An 18,276-nucleotide genomic window follows, 5' to 3' on the forward strand; every position below is an offset into this window, starting at 1 on the left:
TTTTATTATATCATGTTTCACACTTTCATAAACCTCGCCCCCTATGATACTATAGTAATAGTGAGGTGAACTATGAAAGAACCATTAATTTTTGATATTGCTCTGGGACAAACAAAGCCCAACAGCATGCACAATCGCGACGGGCACTGCCCATTTTGCGAACCCTCGCAATTAACCGATATACTAGATACATCTGGGTCCATCATTTGGCTCATGAATAAATACCCTGTATTAGAACACACATGGCCTACAGTTATCATCGAAACTCCGCCTCATGTGCATACAGAATATTCTAAATTACCCTTTTTAGATGCGGTCCATATTTTAGAGTTTGGGCGAATAAAATGGGGGGAAGTAAAATCCGACCCTCGTTTTACCTCTGTCTTATTCTTTAAAAATTACGGCCCCATGTCTGGAGGCTCTATTTATCACCCTCACAGCCAAATCATTGGCCTAGAGGACTATGATTACCGTGAAGATATTCACAGAGAACATTTTGAAGGATGGACCATCTATGAAGAGGATGGTCTTCGCATAACCTTATCCAATCGACCTATCCATGGATTCTTTGAATTTAATATGCGGTTTGATCCCCAATTAGATACATCCATATTAGCCAAGTATTTACAACGTACCTTACGCTATGTATTAGAAGGCTTTTCTAAATATGTAAAATCTTATAATCTATTTTTCTATGATATAAATGACGGTTATCACTATCTAAAAATTGTGCCACGCTATATAACATCACCGCTTTTTATCGGTTATGGAATTCCACAAGTGTGTCATGAAACACGCGCCTTAGAGGTCATCCGTCATATACAGTCATATTTACACAATTCTTTGGAGGTTTAATGAAAGTTTTTGCCATTGGCGATTTACACCTATCTGGGCAACCACCAACAAAACCTATGACCATCTTCGGTCCACACTGGGATAACCACTGGGAACGTATCCAAGCACACTGGCGAGAACATATAGAGCCTGATGACCTAGTCTTTTTAGTAGGTGATATGTCTTGGGCTATGCGCCTTAGTGATGCAAAGGTAGATCTAGATACCATTGCAACCCTGCCTGGGAAAAAGTTTATGATTCGTGGCAATCACGATTATTGGTGGACAAGCCTGCAAAAAATGAATACTCTTATGGAAGGACGTATCACCTTCTTACAAGGAAGAGGTCTGTACCAAAATGGTATTGCCTTTGGTGGTACCAAAGGATACATGTATCCTCAAGATCCTTTCTTTAAAGAAGAAAATGACCGTCATATCTATGAACGGGAATTAATACGTACTAAAGCAGCTCTAGATGCTATGGAGACGGCTATTACTGAAAGTGGTGATGACCCTTCTCAGATAACACGCATACTGTTACTGCACTATCCACCCACCTTAGAAAATCATGCCAATGGATTTACGGACCTACTAGAACAGTACCATGTAGATCATTGTGTATTTGGTCATTTACACGACAAAGCATCCTTCCAAAAAGTACCCTCTCATTGGGGGCATACACAATTACACTTAGTCTCAGCAGATGCTGCTAATTTTATAATGAAGGAGATACCATGAGCCGTATCCACAAAGAACACTTACAAGCAGGGTACATCTTTGGTGACCCTCATAACTCAGAATACCTATACCTACCAGCCGGAGAAGTTGGCTCCAGCGACCCTCGATGCATATTCGAACAAGGGCCTACAAAAGAAGACCTAACCCTAGACGAAGCATGCCGTATCATCGATCGATATACATTAAAACCGTGTAAACACCCTAGTCTAGGCAAACGATCATTTTAAAATGCTATTCCTCCTAAGGAGCGCAGTTACGTGTGGAACACTAGTGGCGTTTCTTTTTTCTAAATAAAGAAACCCCTCGCTTTTTCCTTATCAAAAAAACACACCTTTAACGTATTAAAAATAGAGGAAAGTTGATACTTAATCAGCTTTCCTCTATTTTAATTAGTGTTTATGTTTCTTCATGTCTGTACGAATAATCTCGCCATTCGTAGCATTTACTGTAACTTCAACCTTCTTACCTGTATTATCTACCATATCTAAATCATACACAAGCAAGTCTTTATCTTTTTCTAGCTCCCAACTAGCTACCTTAAACTCACTTCCCAGAGCCTTTTCTACCGCACTTTTCGCCTGGTCAGGAGTGATAACGTTATTAACATCAAAGGATTTACTCATCAATCGTTCTTCTGCCGTTAAAAACCCCTTTCCTTGCACAAAACTCTTAAGTTGCTTCCACCCCTCTTTAGCCATGTGCTCTAAGGAATCGCCATCTTGTATTGTCTTCACTTTTCGTTTGATAATTTCCCCAGACTCCGTTATATTCACAGATATCTTCTGTCCATCCACAAACCCTTCTACTTCATACATAGGCATATACTTCATAGTATAGGATACCGCTGTAATATTAGCATTAGGATAGGCTGTTAAGAACGCACTTGTAGCTCCTTTGTAATCAATACGTTTTTCACTTTTAACACTAGAAGTCGTATGGCTATCACCTGGTAAAATACTATTCTGATTCGTGTTTGTATCATTTATGGTAGCTTCCGTAGCCATAGGATTTTCCGTCGTAGGATTTGTGATATCTTCTGCATTAACTATACCAGCTGTTACTATTCCTGCTAATCCAATTGTTAATACTGTTGCTTTTACACATGTTTTTAAATTCATAATTACCTCTCTCGCAAACATAATAAGCTAATACTTCTTGCATATATCTATGCATCTCTATATTGGTATGATACCGCCTACATATGAATGTATAATGAATTTTGAATGAATATTACATGAAAATTGCATGAATATTATATGAATTCGCAAATTAAGCAAGTTATTACACAATGAATAGATCTGCTTTCTTATAAAAATACAATGCCACTAGCTCTACAATAGAGCTAGTGGCATATGTATTCTCAAAGGGTTGTAGTTATATAGTAAGGGAGTATATTTGTGTATTATTTGTATTTAAAGTAAGGGAATTATAAGGAGAATTTCACTAGAATTAGTACTTGCTAGTTTTTGCTTTTACATTGATAATTTCGCCAGTCATTGCATCTACTTTGACTTCAGCTTCTTTACCACTGCCATCGATCATATCTAATTCATAGACTAGACGTCCATGCTCTTTTTCTACAGACCAATCCATTGCTTCAAATGTGCCGCCCACTTTTTCCTGAGCTTTTGTTTCTGCCACTTCTGGCATAATGATATCATTTACATCAAAAGCTTTAGACATACTATGGTTGCCTTTCATAGCTTGACCATACATCATGGAACCCTGTTGTTTCATATGTTTACCTTGTTTCAAAGGTTTTACTTCTGTATTTAAAATATCTCCATTTTCACGGATATGCATTTCAATTTTTAAACCATCCACGATACCATCTACTTCGTAAGTTGGGTTATGTTTTCCATCATAAGAAATACCTACAATTTGTGCATCCGGATATAAGGATTTAAATTTTGTAACTACCCCTTTATAATCTACATCACTCAATGGTAATACGCTAGGCACCACGCTACCTACACCATTCCAAGAATTAATTTTAGCCATTTGATCTGCTGGCATATTTTTCATCATACTTGTGTTCGCAGCATTTGCTACACCACTTGCCATCATAAGTCCTGCACCTAGAGCCATCACAGCAGCTCCTAAACGAAACATTTTTTTCATAATCTCCTCCTTCACGTGCCCGATGCATCGTGTCTTGGTTTTTAATTAAGGAATATTCGTTATTTCTAACTTGTTTATATCATATCCTATGAATATGAACCAATTATGAAAAAAGAATGAGCCGACCATGAAGTTACAATGAATATTAGATGAAGTTTTATCCCCTGTTGCATACATGTATTCCCACATTTGACAAAGAGCCCCCATATTGATATATCATCGTAAAAACTATTTCAAATTATATAAACGCTATAAATACAAAAAGAGACAACACCAAAATGTTGTCTCTTTATCTGTTTTAGTATGCTAGATAGTAATTAGTGCTTAACCATTGTTAAGATACCTTCCAATTGTGGGAAGAATTCTTGACCGAAGTAAGCAAAAATACCAGAAATAACTAAGTATAACAAGAAGTATTTAGCTACATGAACCATGATGGAACTTGCATCGATGGAATGACGTAATTGGTCAGCTTTTTGTGCATCGATTTTGTGTTCTTCGATGAATGTGTTAAGAGCAGGACCTACGGCACCGATGGCAATCGCAATACTTTGTGGGGAGAACATTTTACCAACACCAGCGGAACCAGAGTTAGTTGCTGCCAACCACAATGCTAATGTATCATGACCAGGTGTCAATTGATGAGCCGCTGCTGTTTGCAATGGTCCGAACAATACGTTCGCATTTGTACCAGAACCTGTCAAGAAGGCACCCAATGCACCAATTACAGGAGCAAATGCAGGGTACATACTACCGGTAGCAGCTACTAATGCATTCGCAATCATGCCAGTCATACCAGAGTATGTCATCAATTTTGCAGTTACTACTACAGAAATGATTGTTACATACGTTAATTTCAAAGTTTTGAAAGTATTAGTTAATACTTGTTTTTGAGTTCCAAGACCTGCTTTTTGGATAAAACCACCAATTAAAGCGGAAATGAAAATCATGATACCAGGAGTCGCAATCCAAACGAATGTGTAAGGTTTTGCATTTACACCAGCATGGATAGGTACAGATGTTTTAAATACCATCAAAGCATTATATACAGCTGGCACCAATTTAGATGTACCAATTAACAAGATGAAAATCAAAATGAATGGAGATGCTGCAATTAAACCTTCTTTAGCAGATACTGTACGTGCAGCGCCAGTTTCAATTTTGTATTCTGGATCATTAACAGACATTAATTTTGCGATAGCAATGATGACACCCATGATTACAATAGAAGAACCCATAACGGCTAACTCAGGACCACCTGCATACATGCTAATCAATAATTCAGGAATCGCCAATGCTAAACCAGCTAATAAAGTTTGTACAAATACACCTTTAATTGCTTTCACACCGCCCGCAATGATGCCTACGATGAAGAATGGAGTAATTACGTTTAAGAAGAATAATTGCACTGCAATGAATGTACCCAATTCAGCTGGTTGTAGACCAGTCAAAGATGCCAATGTTGTTGTTGGAATCGCTATAGAGCCAAATGTAGTTGGTACGGAGTTTGCTACTAAACAAGCCAAGATGGATTTCAATGGATCAAATCCTACTGCTACCATCATCGCTGCTGGAATCGCAACGGCTGTACCAAAACCTGCCATACCTTCCATGAAAGCACCAAAGCCCCATGCTAACAATACGGCTAAGATACGCATATCACTAGTTACGGAAGATAACATAACTTTAATAGTTTCCATAGCTTTTGTATGAACTACTAATTGATATGTAAAAATTGCTGCTGTAATAACCAAAAGAATTGGCCAAACTGCAAGAGCTACACCTTCCATAGCTCCTGTGTACATAATATATGCATTTTCTCCATAGTAGAATACAGCTAAAATATATGTACCAATTGCTGCTGCCAAACATGCTTTCCATGCAGGCATTTTTAATACTGCCAATGCTACGATAAGCCATAGGATCGGCAAGACTGCTAAAAATATATCCATATTAACAATCCCTTTCTATAGTGTGAATCACTGTAATTCAATTCTAGCATACGCCACAGTGTGGTATAAACAAAAAGAGAGGAAATCCACAGATTCCCTCTCTCATATGTTCAAAGATGTTGACTGTTACCAGTCTCTAAGAAGTATTCCTTAGGGATACAAAACTACTGATTCTGCATCGATAAAGATTTGTAATTGTCAGCTATTGAACTGCAAATTAGTAGTTGGAAGCAACTGCTTTAGGTGGTTCATAGTCGCCGAAGTATTTTTTAGGATCCAATTTCAACAAGTTACATACGTCGAACAATTCTGCCACAGTTTTGTCGATAACTGGCACACCTTCTTTACGGCAAACTTCGATAGCTTCTGCTTCTTTTTCACCATGAGTGTAGATGCGTTCAGCACCTTCAGCTTTAGGAGCTTCACGAAGTTCTTGTAAGAATGTGGAGAAGTGTTTTTTAACATCTTCTGGGTTACCGAAGATAGCTGGGTTAATAGCCATGAAACCATGACAAATATTGGAACGGCCACCAGTCATACATTTATTGGATGTACCACCTTGAGAGAAGATAGATGCGAAGATTTCGCAAAGCATACCGTAACCATAACCTTTATGGGAACCTAATTGTTCAGTATTGCCACCTAAAGGCATGATACCGCCACCAACGTGGTCGGAGATGTTGCCCAATACTTCGCCAGCATCTTGAGATGCTTTACCGTCTTTATTTAATGCCCAACCGTTAGGTAATTCTTTACCCAATTTGTTGTACATTTCTAATTTACCACGAGTTACTACTGTAGTAGATGCGTCGAAGAAGAAGTTGTATGGTTCAGCTGGCATTGTGAAAGCGATTGGGTTGGAACCAAGCATTGCTTTACGAGCAAATGTAGGAACCATGATTGCTTCGGAGTTAGTGCAAGAGAAACCAATTAAGCCTTCTTTTAAAGCAAGATCAGCATAGTAACCAGCGATACCATAGTGGTTAGAGTTACGAGCAGATACGATACCGATACCGGATTCTTTAGCTTTTTTAATTGCTAATTCCATAGCGAAATGACCAACTAATTGACCCATTGCGTCATGGCCTTCGATAACTGCAGATACTGGAGTTTCGAATACTACTTCTGGTTTTGCTTTAATATCGATAAGACCTTTTTCAATACCTTTATGATAACGAACTACACGTTGCATACCATGGGATTGAATACCGTACATGTCGGACATCATCAATACGTCTTTAATGATGCTAGCTTCTTCAGGGCTGAAGCCAAATCCTTCAAATGCGTCTTGACAGAATGCGTTAAGTTTTTCTTCTTGGATGTAAACAAAATTTCCCATCTTTAAAACCTCTTTCCCTAACCATAAAATAAATTGTGACATCTTGTAGTACTCCTCAACAGATTGTCACTACTCTTGATACGTAAATTATAGCACACATGTACACCACATGGAATAGAAATCCCCTTGTTATAGGCGTTTTACTCTTATCATATATGCATAGTTAAGAGACAATTTAATTAATTCCTTTAAAAAATAACCTAAAAACAGCTATTTTATAAGGTTAAAGCAATCATTACTTTTAGTTATGCTTCACTTATGTTCTTCCTCATAAGTTCATATATATTCACATCTATATCGAATTCCATAAAAGAGCATCTATATTTATCGTTTTTCTCTATCGATATCTATCGATAATAATGACCCATTGTATAGTCTACTATAACGGTTAGTTTTATGTACTCTTTATTTCTTATCTTTTTTATCTTTTTTGTCTTTTTTGTTCTTTTTGTCTTTCTTATTATTATCTGCTACTACACCAGACTCATCACTAATAGCTGCATTCATTTGTTTTGCTATTTCAAAGGCTGCCTCATAGGTTGGCATAGTCACAATATTAGTAGAACCAATAGCCACTGTAGAGCCATCTACACGAGCACCACCAATAGTATTATCGTGATATAATCTAGCTAGTTTACCAGCTACTAAATAAGCTCGCATAGGTGCCGTATAATTACCTTTTGGAGTACCTTCATACACAGGTTTTCCATTGATCATTACGGTTTGTTGTTCTACTTTTACATGATTTCCAGAGTATGCATATAAGCGTTGTAAATTATCCAATACTCGTTGCGATGTTTTGGGATGATCATTAGGATTTAAAATTTTACCAAATCCCTCACGATACGTATCGCCGTATTTATTTTTAATCACTTCCATGGCAAGAGCTGCCCCACCTACATTGAAGGAGGAATCCGACAATATCATGAATCCTAATTCATCAGCATTTTTTTCTTGGGACATCGTAAATACTTGGCTATCTAAATATTTTCCCGTAAGTCCAGCCGCAATTTGGCCTAAATCTCCTGAATTAAAGGTAGCCGCTCCAATAACGGTAGATAAAATACTACTTTTTTTGGCTCCATTTACTAAATCTTTATGCTCACCGTGGCTTAACTCGTGACCAATTACTGCCGCTAAAGCATCATCATCTAGTAAATCCATAGTGCCTTTGTTAATAGACATAACTCGACCAAAGGTCATAAATGCATTGAAATCTTCATCTGGGTTAACGTACACCACATAACTGCGTTTCACATGAGGTGATTTTGAAAGTTCATCCACAATACGCTTCGCCCGCATTTGATAGGCGTAATTATCATAGACGCCTGTACGGTCTTTTGTTTTTTCCAACATTTCTTGTTGCCCTTTTTCTGTATTGTCTAGGTCACTCAAATGTTGATGCACAGAAATGCCTCCTAATACACTTTTACCAAGAGCCTCCCACAATCCATGAGCTTCTACTGTGAGTATTCCTGTAGATGTAATACCCATAGTCAACACTGCTGCACACAGCATACGTTTCCAAGTCTCTTTCATTAGCTCTCCCTCCTACTTCTATATACCAGGGTCATCTTCACGATACGCCAGATCTCTAAACCGTGTATATGCCCCTTCAAACCATAGTTTTACAATCCCTAACTCACCATTACGATGCTTACGGATGATAACTTGTGTTTCTACACCATCACTAGTATCTTCTGTATCTTGATAGTTTTCACGATTCAAGAAAGCAACGATATCCGCATCTTGTTCTAGAGAGCCAGATTCACGCAAATCACTTAACATCGGCGTTTTATCGGCTCGGCTTTCCACACCACGACTTAACTGTGACAAGGCAATCAATGGCACATTAAATTCTCGTGCCATAATTTTTAATTGTCGAGAAATGGCAGATACTTCTTGTTGGCGATTATCCGCTATTTTTTTACCGCCATTTTCCATGAGCTGAATATAGTCCACCACCACAAGTCCTAATTCACCATGCTCTTGAATTAAACGGCGCAATTTTTTCTTCATTAACTGTGGCGTCAAACCTGAAGTATCATCAATATATAAGGGAGCTTCTGCTAAATCATTCAAGGCACTAATTGCTTTTCCCCAATCTTCTTGACTCAATTGACCATTCCGGATTCGTCCAGAGTTAATACCTGCCACAGCTGCCAACACACGGGCTACAAGCTGTGTCTTAGACATTTCTAGAGAGAAAAAGGCTACATTTTTCTTCGATTTCATAGCTACATTTTGAGCAATGTTCAATGTAAATGCTGTTTTACCCATAGAAGGGCGGGCTGCTACTAAAATTAAATCCGATTTTTGCAATCCACTAGTCAAGTTATCTAAATCTTTAAATCCCGTAGATACGCCAGTCAATATCCCTTTATGCCGTTGTAATTCATTGATACGATCAATCGTTTCATACACCACATCTCGCATAGAACTAAACGAGGATTCTCCTTTGGTGGTGCCGCTTACATCTAATACCATTTGTTCTGCTCGATTGACGATATCTTCTGTCTCTTCTTCTTCACGATAGGCCATAGATTCCACTGCATTCGCTACATGAATAAGTTTACGCAAATGGGCTTTATCTCTCACAATTTTTGCATGATCTTCTACATTGTATACATCTACAATATCTGTTGTAAGATTTGTAAGGTATAAAATACCTCCTACAGCCTCTAATTTTTGGGATTTTTTTAATTCTTCAGATAATAAAACATAGTCTGCTCGCTGATTTTTTCCTACAATACTAGCAATCGCTTCATAAATTACACGATGATTATCACTGTAAAAATCTTCTGCTTTTACAATAGAGCTAACTGCATCAAAGGCATCTTTATTGAGCAAAATAGCTCCTAGTACGGCTCGTTCTGCTTCTATACTATGCGGTGGTATCCGTCCTGACATACATACTCTCCCTATATACAATTACATATTTTATACAAAAAAGAGGGGCCTAGCCCCTCTTTCTATTAACCTGCAACTACTTCTACAGTAATCTTAGCTGTAATTTCTGGATGCACTCGAATTAACACTTCATGAGTACCCAATGTTTTGATTGGCTCTTTTAAGTCAATTTTCTTTTTATCTACATCAACTTTTACTTGCGCTTGCAATGCATCAGAAATATCTTTACCTGTTACAGAACCGAACACACGGCCACCATCTCCCATTTTTACAGGGATTGTAATAGATACTTTCGACAATTGGCTAGCCAATACTGTAGCTTCATCAGAGTCCACTTGTTTTTTATGAGCTTGAGCCCCCAATTTTTGTTTCGCATTGTTCAAATTTTGAGGAGTTCCTTCAAGTCCAACACCTTTTTTAATAAGCACATTGCGACCATAAGCTTCAGAAACTTCTATGATTTCGCCACGTTTACCAACTTTTTTAACATCTTCTAATAAAATTACTTTCATGGTAAGTCCTCCTTCGTTTCTCTTTGTAATTCTGTCATATGGGATACGGCTACTTCAGTCACCCATTGGCGTGCCTCTTTCATAGACATATTGTAAATCTGAGCGCCCGCCACGGTACGATGACCTCCGCCACCGACAGATTCCATAATTAACTGTACATTTAACTTGCCTTGTGACCTAGCACTGACTCCAATGCCACCATCTGGCAATACATAAAATACAAAACTAGCTTCAATACCCTCTAGCGTGATTAATTTGTCACCTGTTTGAGCTGCTATCACTGTTGCATTCTTCGCATCTTGTGGTGCCTCTGTAAAAGCCATATTTTCTATTTCTTCTGCAGAAGCTAGCATAGCAGAACGTATACGCATACCTTCAAAGCTATCCATAAATAAATGACGTACTAAGGATACATCTGCACCTGATCGGCGCAAGAAAGAGGCTGCTTCAAAGGTACGTGCCCCTGTTTGGACCACAAAGTTTTTTGTATCTACTACAATACCTGCATATAAACCACTAGCTTCAATATGCTTAATCTCTACATGTTCTGGGAAATATTGAATTAACTCTGTTACCAGTTCACTAGTAGATGATGTAGATGGTTCCAAATAGGTCAATAATGGAGACTCAATAAAGTCTGAACCCCTTCTATGATGGTCGATGACAACACGACGATTTGCCTTTTTCAAAGCTGATGGAGCTGCCACCATCTCAGAACGATGCACATCTGTCACAATCACAACTGTATTATCTGTTACAAACTGAGCTGCTTCTTCTTCATCAATAATTAGACCTTGAAAATCTGGATGTTCTACCAATACTTCCACTAATTTACGAACTGCTGTAGGATGTGAACTCAAGGCAATATGCACGGGTTTCTTAAGGGCTCTTGCCATCGCTGCTACGCCTACAGAAGCACCAATACTATCATAATCTTCCCGATCATGACCCATCACAAGCACACGATCAGAATCCAACATAATTTCATGCAATGCATGAGATACGACCCTAGCACGGACACGAGTATTCTTTTCATTTCCTGATGATTTTCCACCAAAAAACTTGACTTCTTCACCATGGTATACGCAAACTTGGTCACCACCACGTCCTAAAGCAATCTCTAAGGCAGCTTTTGCCTTTTCTCCTTGTACTTTCACAGTATCTTCTGTCAAAGCAATACCCATACTGATGGTTGGAGGGATATGTTTCGATGTAGTTAAAGCACGAATTTTATCTAATAAACTAAACTTCGATTCCATCATATGCAACATGGCAGCCTTACTAATACTAAAGGTATACGTATCTTCTGTAGCATTGCGAATAAAACCATCATGTTGATCGATTTCTGTCACAATCAATCGGTTCATATCGGACCACAATTGTGTATATTCAATATCGCTTAAGCCAGAACGCAAATCTTCAATATTATCCATAGCAATGAAACCAAGAGCTGGCAGCATAGAAATAGCCTTATGTTTTTCTGCTTCAATATCTGTAATATCATCAAAGTAAAATGCCATATAAGACTCTAATTCATCACTTTTTACATCAGAATAGTTAGACTTTGGTGCTACCAAGGTTTTGTAAAGCACGCGATAATACTTTCCATCGATTTCCTCGTGAAAGAACCCAGACTTGCCCCAATATTTATCAATCCGCAAGGTAGGAATAAATCCACTTAATTTCATTGTTTTATCAGAATCACTGGGCAACCAATCTCTAAATACGCTATTACTCCAGCAAATAACATTATGTTCATCGATGATGACAATACCTACTGGCAAGTTTTGTAGCGCAAAGGTAGAGGCCTGCGTAATTCCTTTCGCCATACAGTCAAATTGAGCTTTTCTAAAATGTCGTCCTCTTCGAATGGTACGTCCCACGTACAAATACGCAGCGATTACCACTATACAAGCCAACATGGCTAGTTGCCAATTCAAATAGAAAATAATACCTAATAAGATAAGAATGAGAACGGCAGCAGTAATTTCAATAGAACTGTATTCAGTTTGTATATCCATACTACCTCCTCTAATTTCACTCACTTCGTCTGCCCCATCGTTCCTCTAGGTGCAAGAACACATCTAGAGCTCCTAATATAGCGGCGGACTGTGACATCATAATAAATAAACCTAGTACAATCCATGGTACAAACTTCGGTGGATGATAACTTTTACTAATACGCCAAGCACAAGATATGCCTCGTATAAATAGCATTATACCACCTAAGTACATCAAATTATAGCCTACATATTCAAGGAGCGGAATATATTGTTTCACAAAATAAGAAATGACCCCCACTAAAAAGATATGTAATGCCCAATCTGGTACACGCCAACCTTTAATAGTAGGCATTTCAGGAATATGGTAAGTACCGATACGATTGAGCACAATATACGTGAGACGATTGATAATATAAGAAATAGCCACACCAGAGCAAAATAAACCTGCAATCAATACTTTTTTCATGATTTCAATTTGATCTTGTAAGGCGGTCATCGCCGTTGTCACTTGTTCCTCTGAAAGCCCCTGCTGCACATACATATCTTGCATGGATACTGTAATTTGTTCTTCCAAAGATGACCACATTTCTGTAGGACTTACCTGCATCACCAAAGCAGATGCCCAAAACTGAACTACTACTGCTAGCATTAATACCACAGCAGGAATCATCAACAATTTAGAAATCGACCAGTGCTTGCTTAATCCATAACCGATTAAAATACCAATCACACCAAAGACTCCCCCTTCTACTATGGCCGTCAAAGGTCCTAATAAAAAGGCAATGGCTATAATCGCTGATACAACAGATAATAGGCTCCAACGAAAGCCATGACGTACACCTACAATGGCAATCGTCATAGGCACAAAAATAGATCCAAAAAATCCAAGCATAGGTACACTGAGACCTATCATGGCAAAGACAATCATCAATGCCGTTAAGATACCAGACTCTACGACGGACTTTGTACTTGTTTGATTCATATACTAACCCCATACTATGTCTCTCCCCAAAGGTTCAACATAGTTCTATGCCAATACAATAAATAGACATATGACTTTCGTCATATGTCTATTATATCATATTCTCTATACGTCTTGAATGATTGGTAGAATCATTGGGCGACGACGTGTTTTTTCATAGAAGAATTTTCCTAATGTGTCACGCACCACAGTTTTGATCGTTGTCCAATCTTTGATATGATCCATTTCACACTTCTCTACTGCTGCATCTACACGACGTTGTGCTTCACTTAATAATTCTTCTGCATCACGAACATACACAAAGCCACGAGATAACATATCTGGTCCCGCTACAATCGTACCAGAAGCACGGTCCATTGCCATAACAACCACAACCATACCTTCTTGCGCTAATTGCTGACGATCACGGATAACGATGTTACCTACATCGCCTACACCTAATCCATCCACAAAGACTTTACCAGCTGGCACACGACCTGCTAAACGACCTGTACGAGTAGTAAACTCAAAAATTTGTCCATTATCACCTACCAAGACATTGCTAGGTTTTACAATTCCCATGGACACAGCCAGTTCACCATGTTTTTTCAACATGCGGTATTCACCATGAACTGGGATAAAGAATTTAGGTCTCACCAAATTCAACATAGTTTTTAAATCTTCTTGGCTACCATGACCAGATACGTGAATACCACGATCCTTGCCGTATACTACATGAGCACCTTGGCGCAATAAGTTATCGATGGTACGTCCTACGGCCGCTTCGTTACCTGGAATTGGTGTAGCGGAGATGATAACAGTATCATTTGGTGTAATCTCTACGGTACGGTGATTGTTTGTAGACATACGAGATAGACCTGCCATTGGTTCCCCTTGAGACCCCGTTGTTAAGATCATAATTTCATCAGCACGATAGCGATTCATTTCATCATCACCGATGATAGTTCCTTCTGGCACTGTTAAATAACCACGCTCTTGAGCGATTTCTGTAACATTTACCATGGAACGACCTAATACCACTACTTTACGTTTTGTGGCTACCGCTGCATCAATAGCTTGTTGCAATCGGGACACATTAGATGCAAAAGTAGCTAAAATAACACGACCGGTAGCTTCTGCGACAGCACGCATAATCGCTGGTCCTACAGAACTTTCAGATGGAGTAAACCCTGGCTTTTCCACATTAGTGGAGTCGGACATAAGCGCCAATACGCCTTTGTTACCAAGTTCTGCAAATTTGTGAACGTCCATCAATTTCCCATCTACAGGAGTTTGATCCACTTTGAAGTCCCCCGTATGTACCACAGTACCTACTGGAGTTTCTAAAAAGATGGCACATGCATCTGGAATAGAGTGATTTGTTTGGATAAAGCCCACTTTGAAGCAGCCAATTTTAAATTCATCACCAGCTTTTACAACTTGTAATTTTTTAGCTTTTACATGATGTTCTTTTAACTTACCTTCAATCAAGCCACATACTAAGTTCGTAGCATACACAGGTACGTTCACTTCTTTCAATAAATACGCCAAGGACCCAATGTGGTCTTCATGACCATGAGTAATCACCACGGCACGTACTTTATCTTTATGCTCGATTAAATAACTCATATCAGGGATTACAATATCTACCCCTAACATGTCATTTTCTGGGAATGCTAATCCCGCATCTAACACGACAATATCATCGCCATATTGGAAAATGGTCATGTTTTTACCGATCTCACCTAGGCCACCTAATGGAATGATTTGCAATTTATCTTTTCGCGCATGGGAACGATTTATTTGTTCATGTTTTTCCACAGTTGTATTGGCACGTTGTGGTTTACGCGGACCACGATTAGATTGACGGCGCTCGCCATTATCGCCTCGCGGACTACTGGTACGTTCCCCCTCAGCTTTCACAGTGGTACGACGATTTTGACCCGTCGTGCGGCGTGTACGTGTTGTAGAACGTGGTCGTTGTTGCGTAGCTTCACCTACCGGTGCAGCTATATTTGTTCTTTCTTCTTGTATATTCAAAATTTCCTCCTACAGGACTATAGTCGTACTGTCTATACATACTACCATAGTCCAAGACTATATAATCCCACCCTCAGATGGTTAAGCATGTATCGGCATGTAAGCACAAATAAGTATCTATTTCTGTTCGTATTCATACAGCAAAACACTGTGAGAAACCTTTCTCACTATCTATGTCACATTCTTCTACACAGCAAAGCATATACCCTCTATACATACTTCTACTGTGAAACATTTGGGAACCCATAAGGTTCATAAGCCGATCAAAATAATTACCTTTATTATACTATAGAAAATCCACCCTAAGCAACTAAGGCGCCTCTCCCTAATCCATAAAATTTGCAATTGAATATTGCACTATATGCAATTGCGTTTTATAATGTAAACGAAGTAAGGTTTTTGAAAGTTTACAATAGGAGGTCACAAAATGAAAAATGTAAGTATTCACACAATTGCAGAGATCGCTATCTTAACGGCGATGATGACAATTCTAGGAGGCATCAAAATTCCCAACTTAATTCCCGGTGTAGAGTTCCAACTATCTGCTCCTTTAGCGGTAGCAATTTGCGCTGCCTTCGGATTCCGCAAATACATCATCTGCGGCTGTCTTTCTAGTTTGATTGGTCTTGTATTAGGCACACAAAACTTATTAAACGTTGCCATTGCCATGCAATTCCGCCTCATCGTAGGACTCATTTTATGGATTGGCAAAAATCGCATGTGGTCTATTCTTATCTCTGGTCCTATTGCGTCTGCTATCGCCCGTATCACCATTGGTTTATCCTTTGGCAAAATGGTCATTCCTATGCTTGTGATGGCAGTACCTGGCATGATTTTCACAGTCATTGTAAGCCCTATCTTCTACAGTATCTTGCGACGTCTACCACGCTTGGCTACTACGTTGAAAGCGCATCAAGGTTAGTCTCTCATGGTCTATAGCATTCGTATGCGCGCTGCTAAGGGAGGCCCTCATGAACAAGGAGGTTCTCATATTTCAGGAGCTGAACGTCTCGTCTCTTTAGAATCCTTATCACGCATTTCAGAAGAATTTTTACAACGAGCATTACAACACAGCAAAGGTCGTCCAGATTTTATCAATTTACAAATTGATGAGATTCCTGATGACTCCATCGTGAAAGTCCCTGCTCTCATGGTGGCTACTACAGAATCAGAAACAATCGAGGACTCTCATCGGGTAGCTACCCAACTATTACAACAAGCACAGATCCATGAACAGGCGATTCAAAAGGCTTTTATCAAACTCAGCCAAAACACAGAAACTATAAGTGGTGCTTGGCTCGTCAATGCTACTACTGGTGAGGTATACCCCCAAACAGTACGCGTGTCCCGTATGGATGCCGAATCAGATGCAGACATACACCACCATTTGCAATATTATCGTTGTTCTTCCATCCATTCTAGAGAGGCTCTCATTCTAGCAAGCAAGGTCCTCGCATCGCCTTACGTACTAGGTGAACTATGTTGGTCCGATGATCCAGAGTATACGACGGGCTATGTGTCCTATGGCACTACCTACCATCGGTTAAGCCCTATGAAAGTCTATGGTAGTCCTATTGGTGGTCGCGCCTTCTTTATCACTGACGATGCACCGATAGAAGAAGTAATACAGTATTTTACATCCACTCCTACGTGGGTCACAACGAAAGGGATTCACCATGTTTAATCGATACTCCGAAGCCTTAGTCAAGCGCCAAGAGGAATCACAATTTCGTTCTCCTCGCACCTATACTCCTATCGATGCTACTCATGTTATGTATGAAGGTTCCACCTATCTAATGATGGCATCAAATAATTACCTAGGCTTAACCCATCATCCCCACGTGAAAGATCGAGCCTTACAGGCCATTCAACAATATGGCACCGGTTCTGGTGGCGCTCGCCTTACCTCTGGTTCTTTCCCTTTATTTCAAGAACTAGAGCACCGTCTCGCACAGTGGAAAGACTGTGAAAAGGCACTCACTTTCACAGCTGGGTTTATGGCAAATCTAGGAACAATCTCTGCCCTAGTTCATAAAGGAGATATTATTTTTAGTGATGAATTGAATCACGCTAGCCTCATCGACGGATGTCGTCTCAGCGGCGCTAAAGTACAAGTTTACCCTCACAAGGATGTGGCAGTCCTAGAATCCTTATTAAGCCAATCTAAGCACTATGGTATGCGTTTTATCATTACTGATGGAGTGTTCAGCATGGATGGGGATATAGCTCCCTTACCTGAACTATTTGAACTTGCAGAACGGTACGATGCCCTACTTATTGTAGACGATGCTCATGCTACTGGCGTCATTGGTGAAGGCCGTGGTACAGCGCATCACTTTCACTGTGAAAACCCACGTATCATCACCACTGGCACTATGAGTAAAGCCTTAGGGTCCATCGGAGGATACGTCTGCGGTAGCCAAACCATCATCGACTATATCATTAACCACAGTCGTCCCTTCATCTTTGCCACCGCTTTGTCCCCTGCTGACATTGGGGCTAGCATCGGCGCCCTAGAAGTATTAGCAGAGGAACCTAGTGTATATCAAAAACTGCGAAGCAATACAGAATATATGCACAACGCCTTGCAATCACTAGGAATCCCTAGCAGCGATGATACACCGATATTTCCTATCATCATCGGCTCTAACGAAGATACATTAGAAGCCAGTCGCCTATGTGAACGAGAAGGCATCATCCTCAGTGGCATTCGCCCTCCCACAGTCCCTGTCAACACTGGACGATTGCGCTTAACCGTCACCGCTGCACACACAGAAGAAGAATTAGACAAGGTCATCCAAGTATTACAAAGACTACCAATACAAAAGACCTTATAACAAAGCTCCTCCTGAATTTCCATAAAGGGA

At 39.5% G+C, this 18,276-nt stretch carries 16 protein-coding genes; 6 read left to right on the forward strand and 10 right to left on the reverse strand.

The features are described 5' to 3' along the window. Positions 1 to 72: 72 nt before the first annotated feature. From EO112_RS07915 to EO112_RS07925, 3 genes are read left to right on the forward strand one after another with little or no spacing between them, the layout of a single operon-like run. The gene (locus EO112_RS07915) at positions 73 to 855 is read left to right on the forward strand and encodes a DUF4931 domain-containing protein (protein ID WP_127163814.1); all 783 of its coding nucleotides are present in this window, start codon (positions 73 to 75) and stop codon (positions 853 to 855) included. Continuing rightward, positions 855 to 1,571 carry a metallophosphoesterase gene (locus tag EO112_RS07920; RefSeq protein WP_127163817.1) on the forward strand — a complete coding sequence of 239 codons (717 nt, stop codon included), beginning with the start codon at positions 855 to 857 and terminating at the stop codon, positions 1,569 to 1,571. The genes EO112_RS07915 and EO112_RS07920 overlap by 1 nt, the downstream gene beginning before the upstream one ends. After that, the gene (locus EO112_RS07925; RefSeq protein ID WP_126937765.1) at positions 1,568 to 1,798 is read left to right on the forward strand and encodes a hypothetical protein; all 231 of its coding nucleotides are present in this window, start codon (positions 1,568 to 1,570) and stop codon (positions 1,796 to 1,798) included. Before EO112_RS07920 ends, EO112_RS07925 begins: the two co-directional genes overlap by 4 nt. Before the next feature lie 162 nt (positions 1,799 to 1,960). On the opposite strand, the gene EO112_RS07930 is transcribed toward EO112_RS07925, so the two are convergent. From EO112_RS07930 to EO112_RS07975, 10 genes are all read right to left on the reverse strand, one after another. Further along, the gene (locus EO112_RS07930) at positions 1,961 to 2,689 is read right to left on the reverse strand and encodes a PepSY domain-containing protein (RefSeq protein WP_164723978.1); all 729 of its coding nucleotides are present in this window, start codon (positions 2,687 to 2,689) and stop codon (positions 1,961 to 1,963) included. Positions 2,690 to 3,020: 331 nt separating this feature from the next. Next, positions 3,021 to 3,692 carry a PepSY domain-containing protein gene (locus tag EO112_RS07935; RefSeq protein WP_127061740.1) on the reverse strand — a complete coding sequence of 224 codons (672 nt, stop codon included), beginning with the start codon at positions 3,690 to 3,692 and terminating at the stop codon, positions 3,021 to 3,023. Between the two features lie 317 nt (positions 3,693 to 4,009). Then, positions 4,010 to 5,644 carry an L-lactate permease gene (locus tag EO112_RS07940; protein WP_370106775.1) on the reverse strand — a complete coding sequence of 545 codons (1,635 nt, stop codon included), beginning with the start codon at positions 5,642 to 5,644 and terminating at the stop codon, positions 4,010 to 4,012. A 217-nt stretch (positions 5,645 to 5,861) separates the two neighbouring features. Then, entirely contained in the window at positions 5,862 to 6,983 is a 1,122-nt protein-coding gene (locus EO112_RS07945; protein ID WP_127011035.1) for an Ldh family oxidoreductase, read from the reverse strand. Positions 6,984 to 7,388: 405 nt separating this feature from the next. Continuing rightward, complete coding sequence (locus tag EO112_RS07950) at positions 7,389 to 8,522, reverse strand: M48 family metalloprotease (protein ID WP_127163823.1); 1,134 nt, start codon at positions 8,520 to 8,522, stop codon at positions 7,389 to 7,391. A gap of 18 nt (positions 8,523 to 8,540) precedes the next feature. Further along, the gene (dnaB, locus tag EO112_RS07955) at positions 8,541 to 9,893 is read right to left on the reverse strand and encodes a replicative DNA helicase (RefSeq protein WP_062403557.1); all 1,353 of its coding nucleotides are present in this window, start codon (positions 9,891 to 9,893) and stop codon (positions 8,541 to 8,543) included. A 65-nt stretch (positions 9,894 to 9,958) separates the two neighbouring features. Next, on the reverse strand, positions 9,959 to 10,405 hold the full coding sequence (gene rplI / locus EO112_RS07960) for a 50S ribosomal protein L9 (RefSeq protein ID WP_009353218.1): 447 nt from the start codon (positions 10,403 to 10,405) through the stop codon (positions 9,959 to 9,961). Beyond that, positions 10,402 to 12,426, reverse strand: coding sequence for a DHH family phosphoesterase (locus EO112_RS07965; RefSeq protein ID WP_127163826.1), 2,025 nt, complete (start codon positions 12,424 to 12,426; stop codon positions 10,402 to 10,404). Before EO112_RS07965 ends, rplI begins: the two co-directional genes overlap by 4 nt. A 16-nt stretch (positions 12,427 to 12,442) precedes the next feature. Beyond that, entirely contained in the window at positions 12,443 to 13,390 is a 948-nt protein-coding gene (locus tag EO112_RS07970; RefSeq protein ID WP_127163828.1) for a YybS family protein, read from the reverse strand. Positions 13,391 to 13,495: 105 nt separating this feature from the next. Then, entirely contained in the window at positions 13,496 to 15,409 is a 1,914-nt protein-coding gene (locus EO112_RS07975) for a ribonuclease J (protein WP_127163830.1), read from the reverse strand. 427 nt (positions 15,410 to 15,836) lie between these two features. Between EO112_RS07975 and EO112_RS07980 the strand changes: the two genes are divergently transcribed. Genes EO112_RS07980 through bioF form a run of 3 tightly spaced genes read left to right on the forward strand, consistent with a single transcriptional unit; the run spans position 15,837 to position 18,246 of the window. Continuing rightward, positions 15,837 to 16,331: a hypothetical protein gene (locus EO112_RS07980; RefSeq protein ID WP_127069102.1), complete on the forward strand. Its 495-nt coding sequence runs from the start codon at positions 15,837 to 15,839 to the stop codon at positions 16,329 to 16,331. Between the two features lie 6 nt (positions 16,332 to 16,337). After that, positions 16,338 to 17,093 carry a 6-carboxyhexanoate--CoA ligase gene (locus EO112_RS07985; RefSeq protein WP_127163832.1) on the forward strand — a complete coding sequence of 252 codons (756 nt, stop codon included), beginning with the start codon at positions 16,338 to 16,340 and terminating at the stop codon, positions 17,091 to 17,093. Then, entirely contained in the window at positions 17,086 to 18,246 is a 1,161-nt protein-coding gene (gene bioF / locus EO112_RS07990; protein WP_127163834.1) for an 8-amino-7-oxononanoate synthase, read from the forward strand. The genes EO112_RS07985 and bioF overlap by 8 nt, the downstream gene beginning before the upstream one ends. The last annotated feature ends 30 nt before the right edge of the window (positions 18,247 to 18,276 follow it).

It is taken from the genome of Veillonella sp. VA141 (assembly GCF_003992175.1).
Lineage (GTDB): Bacteria > Bacillota > Negativicutes > Veillonellales > Veillonellaceae > F0422.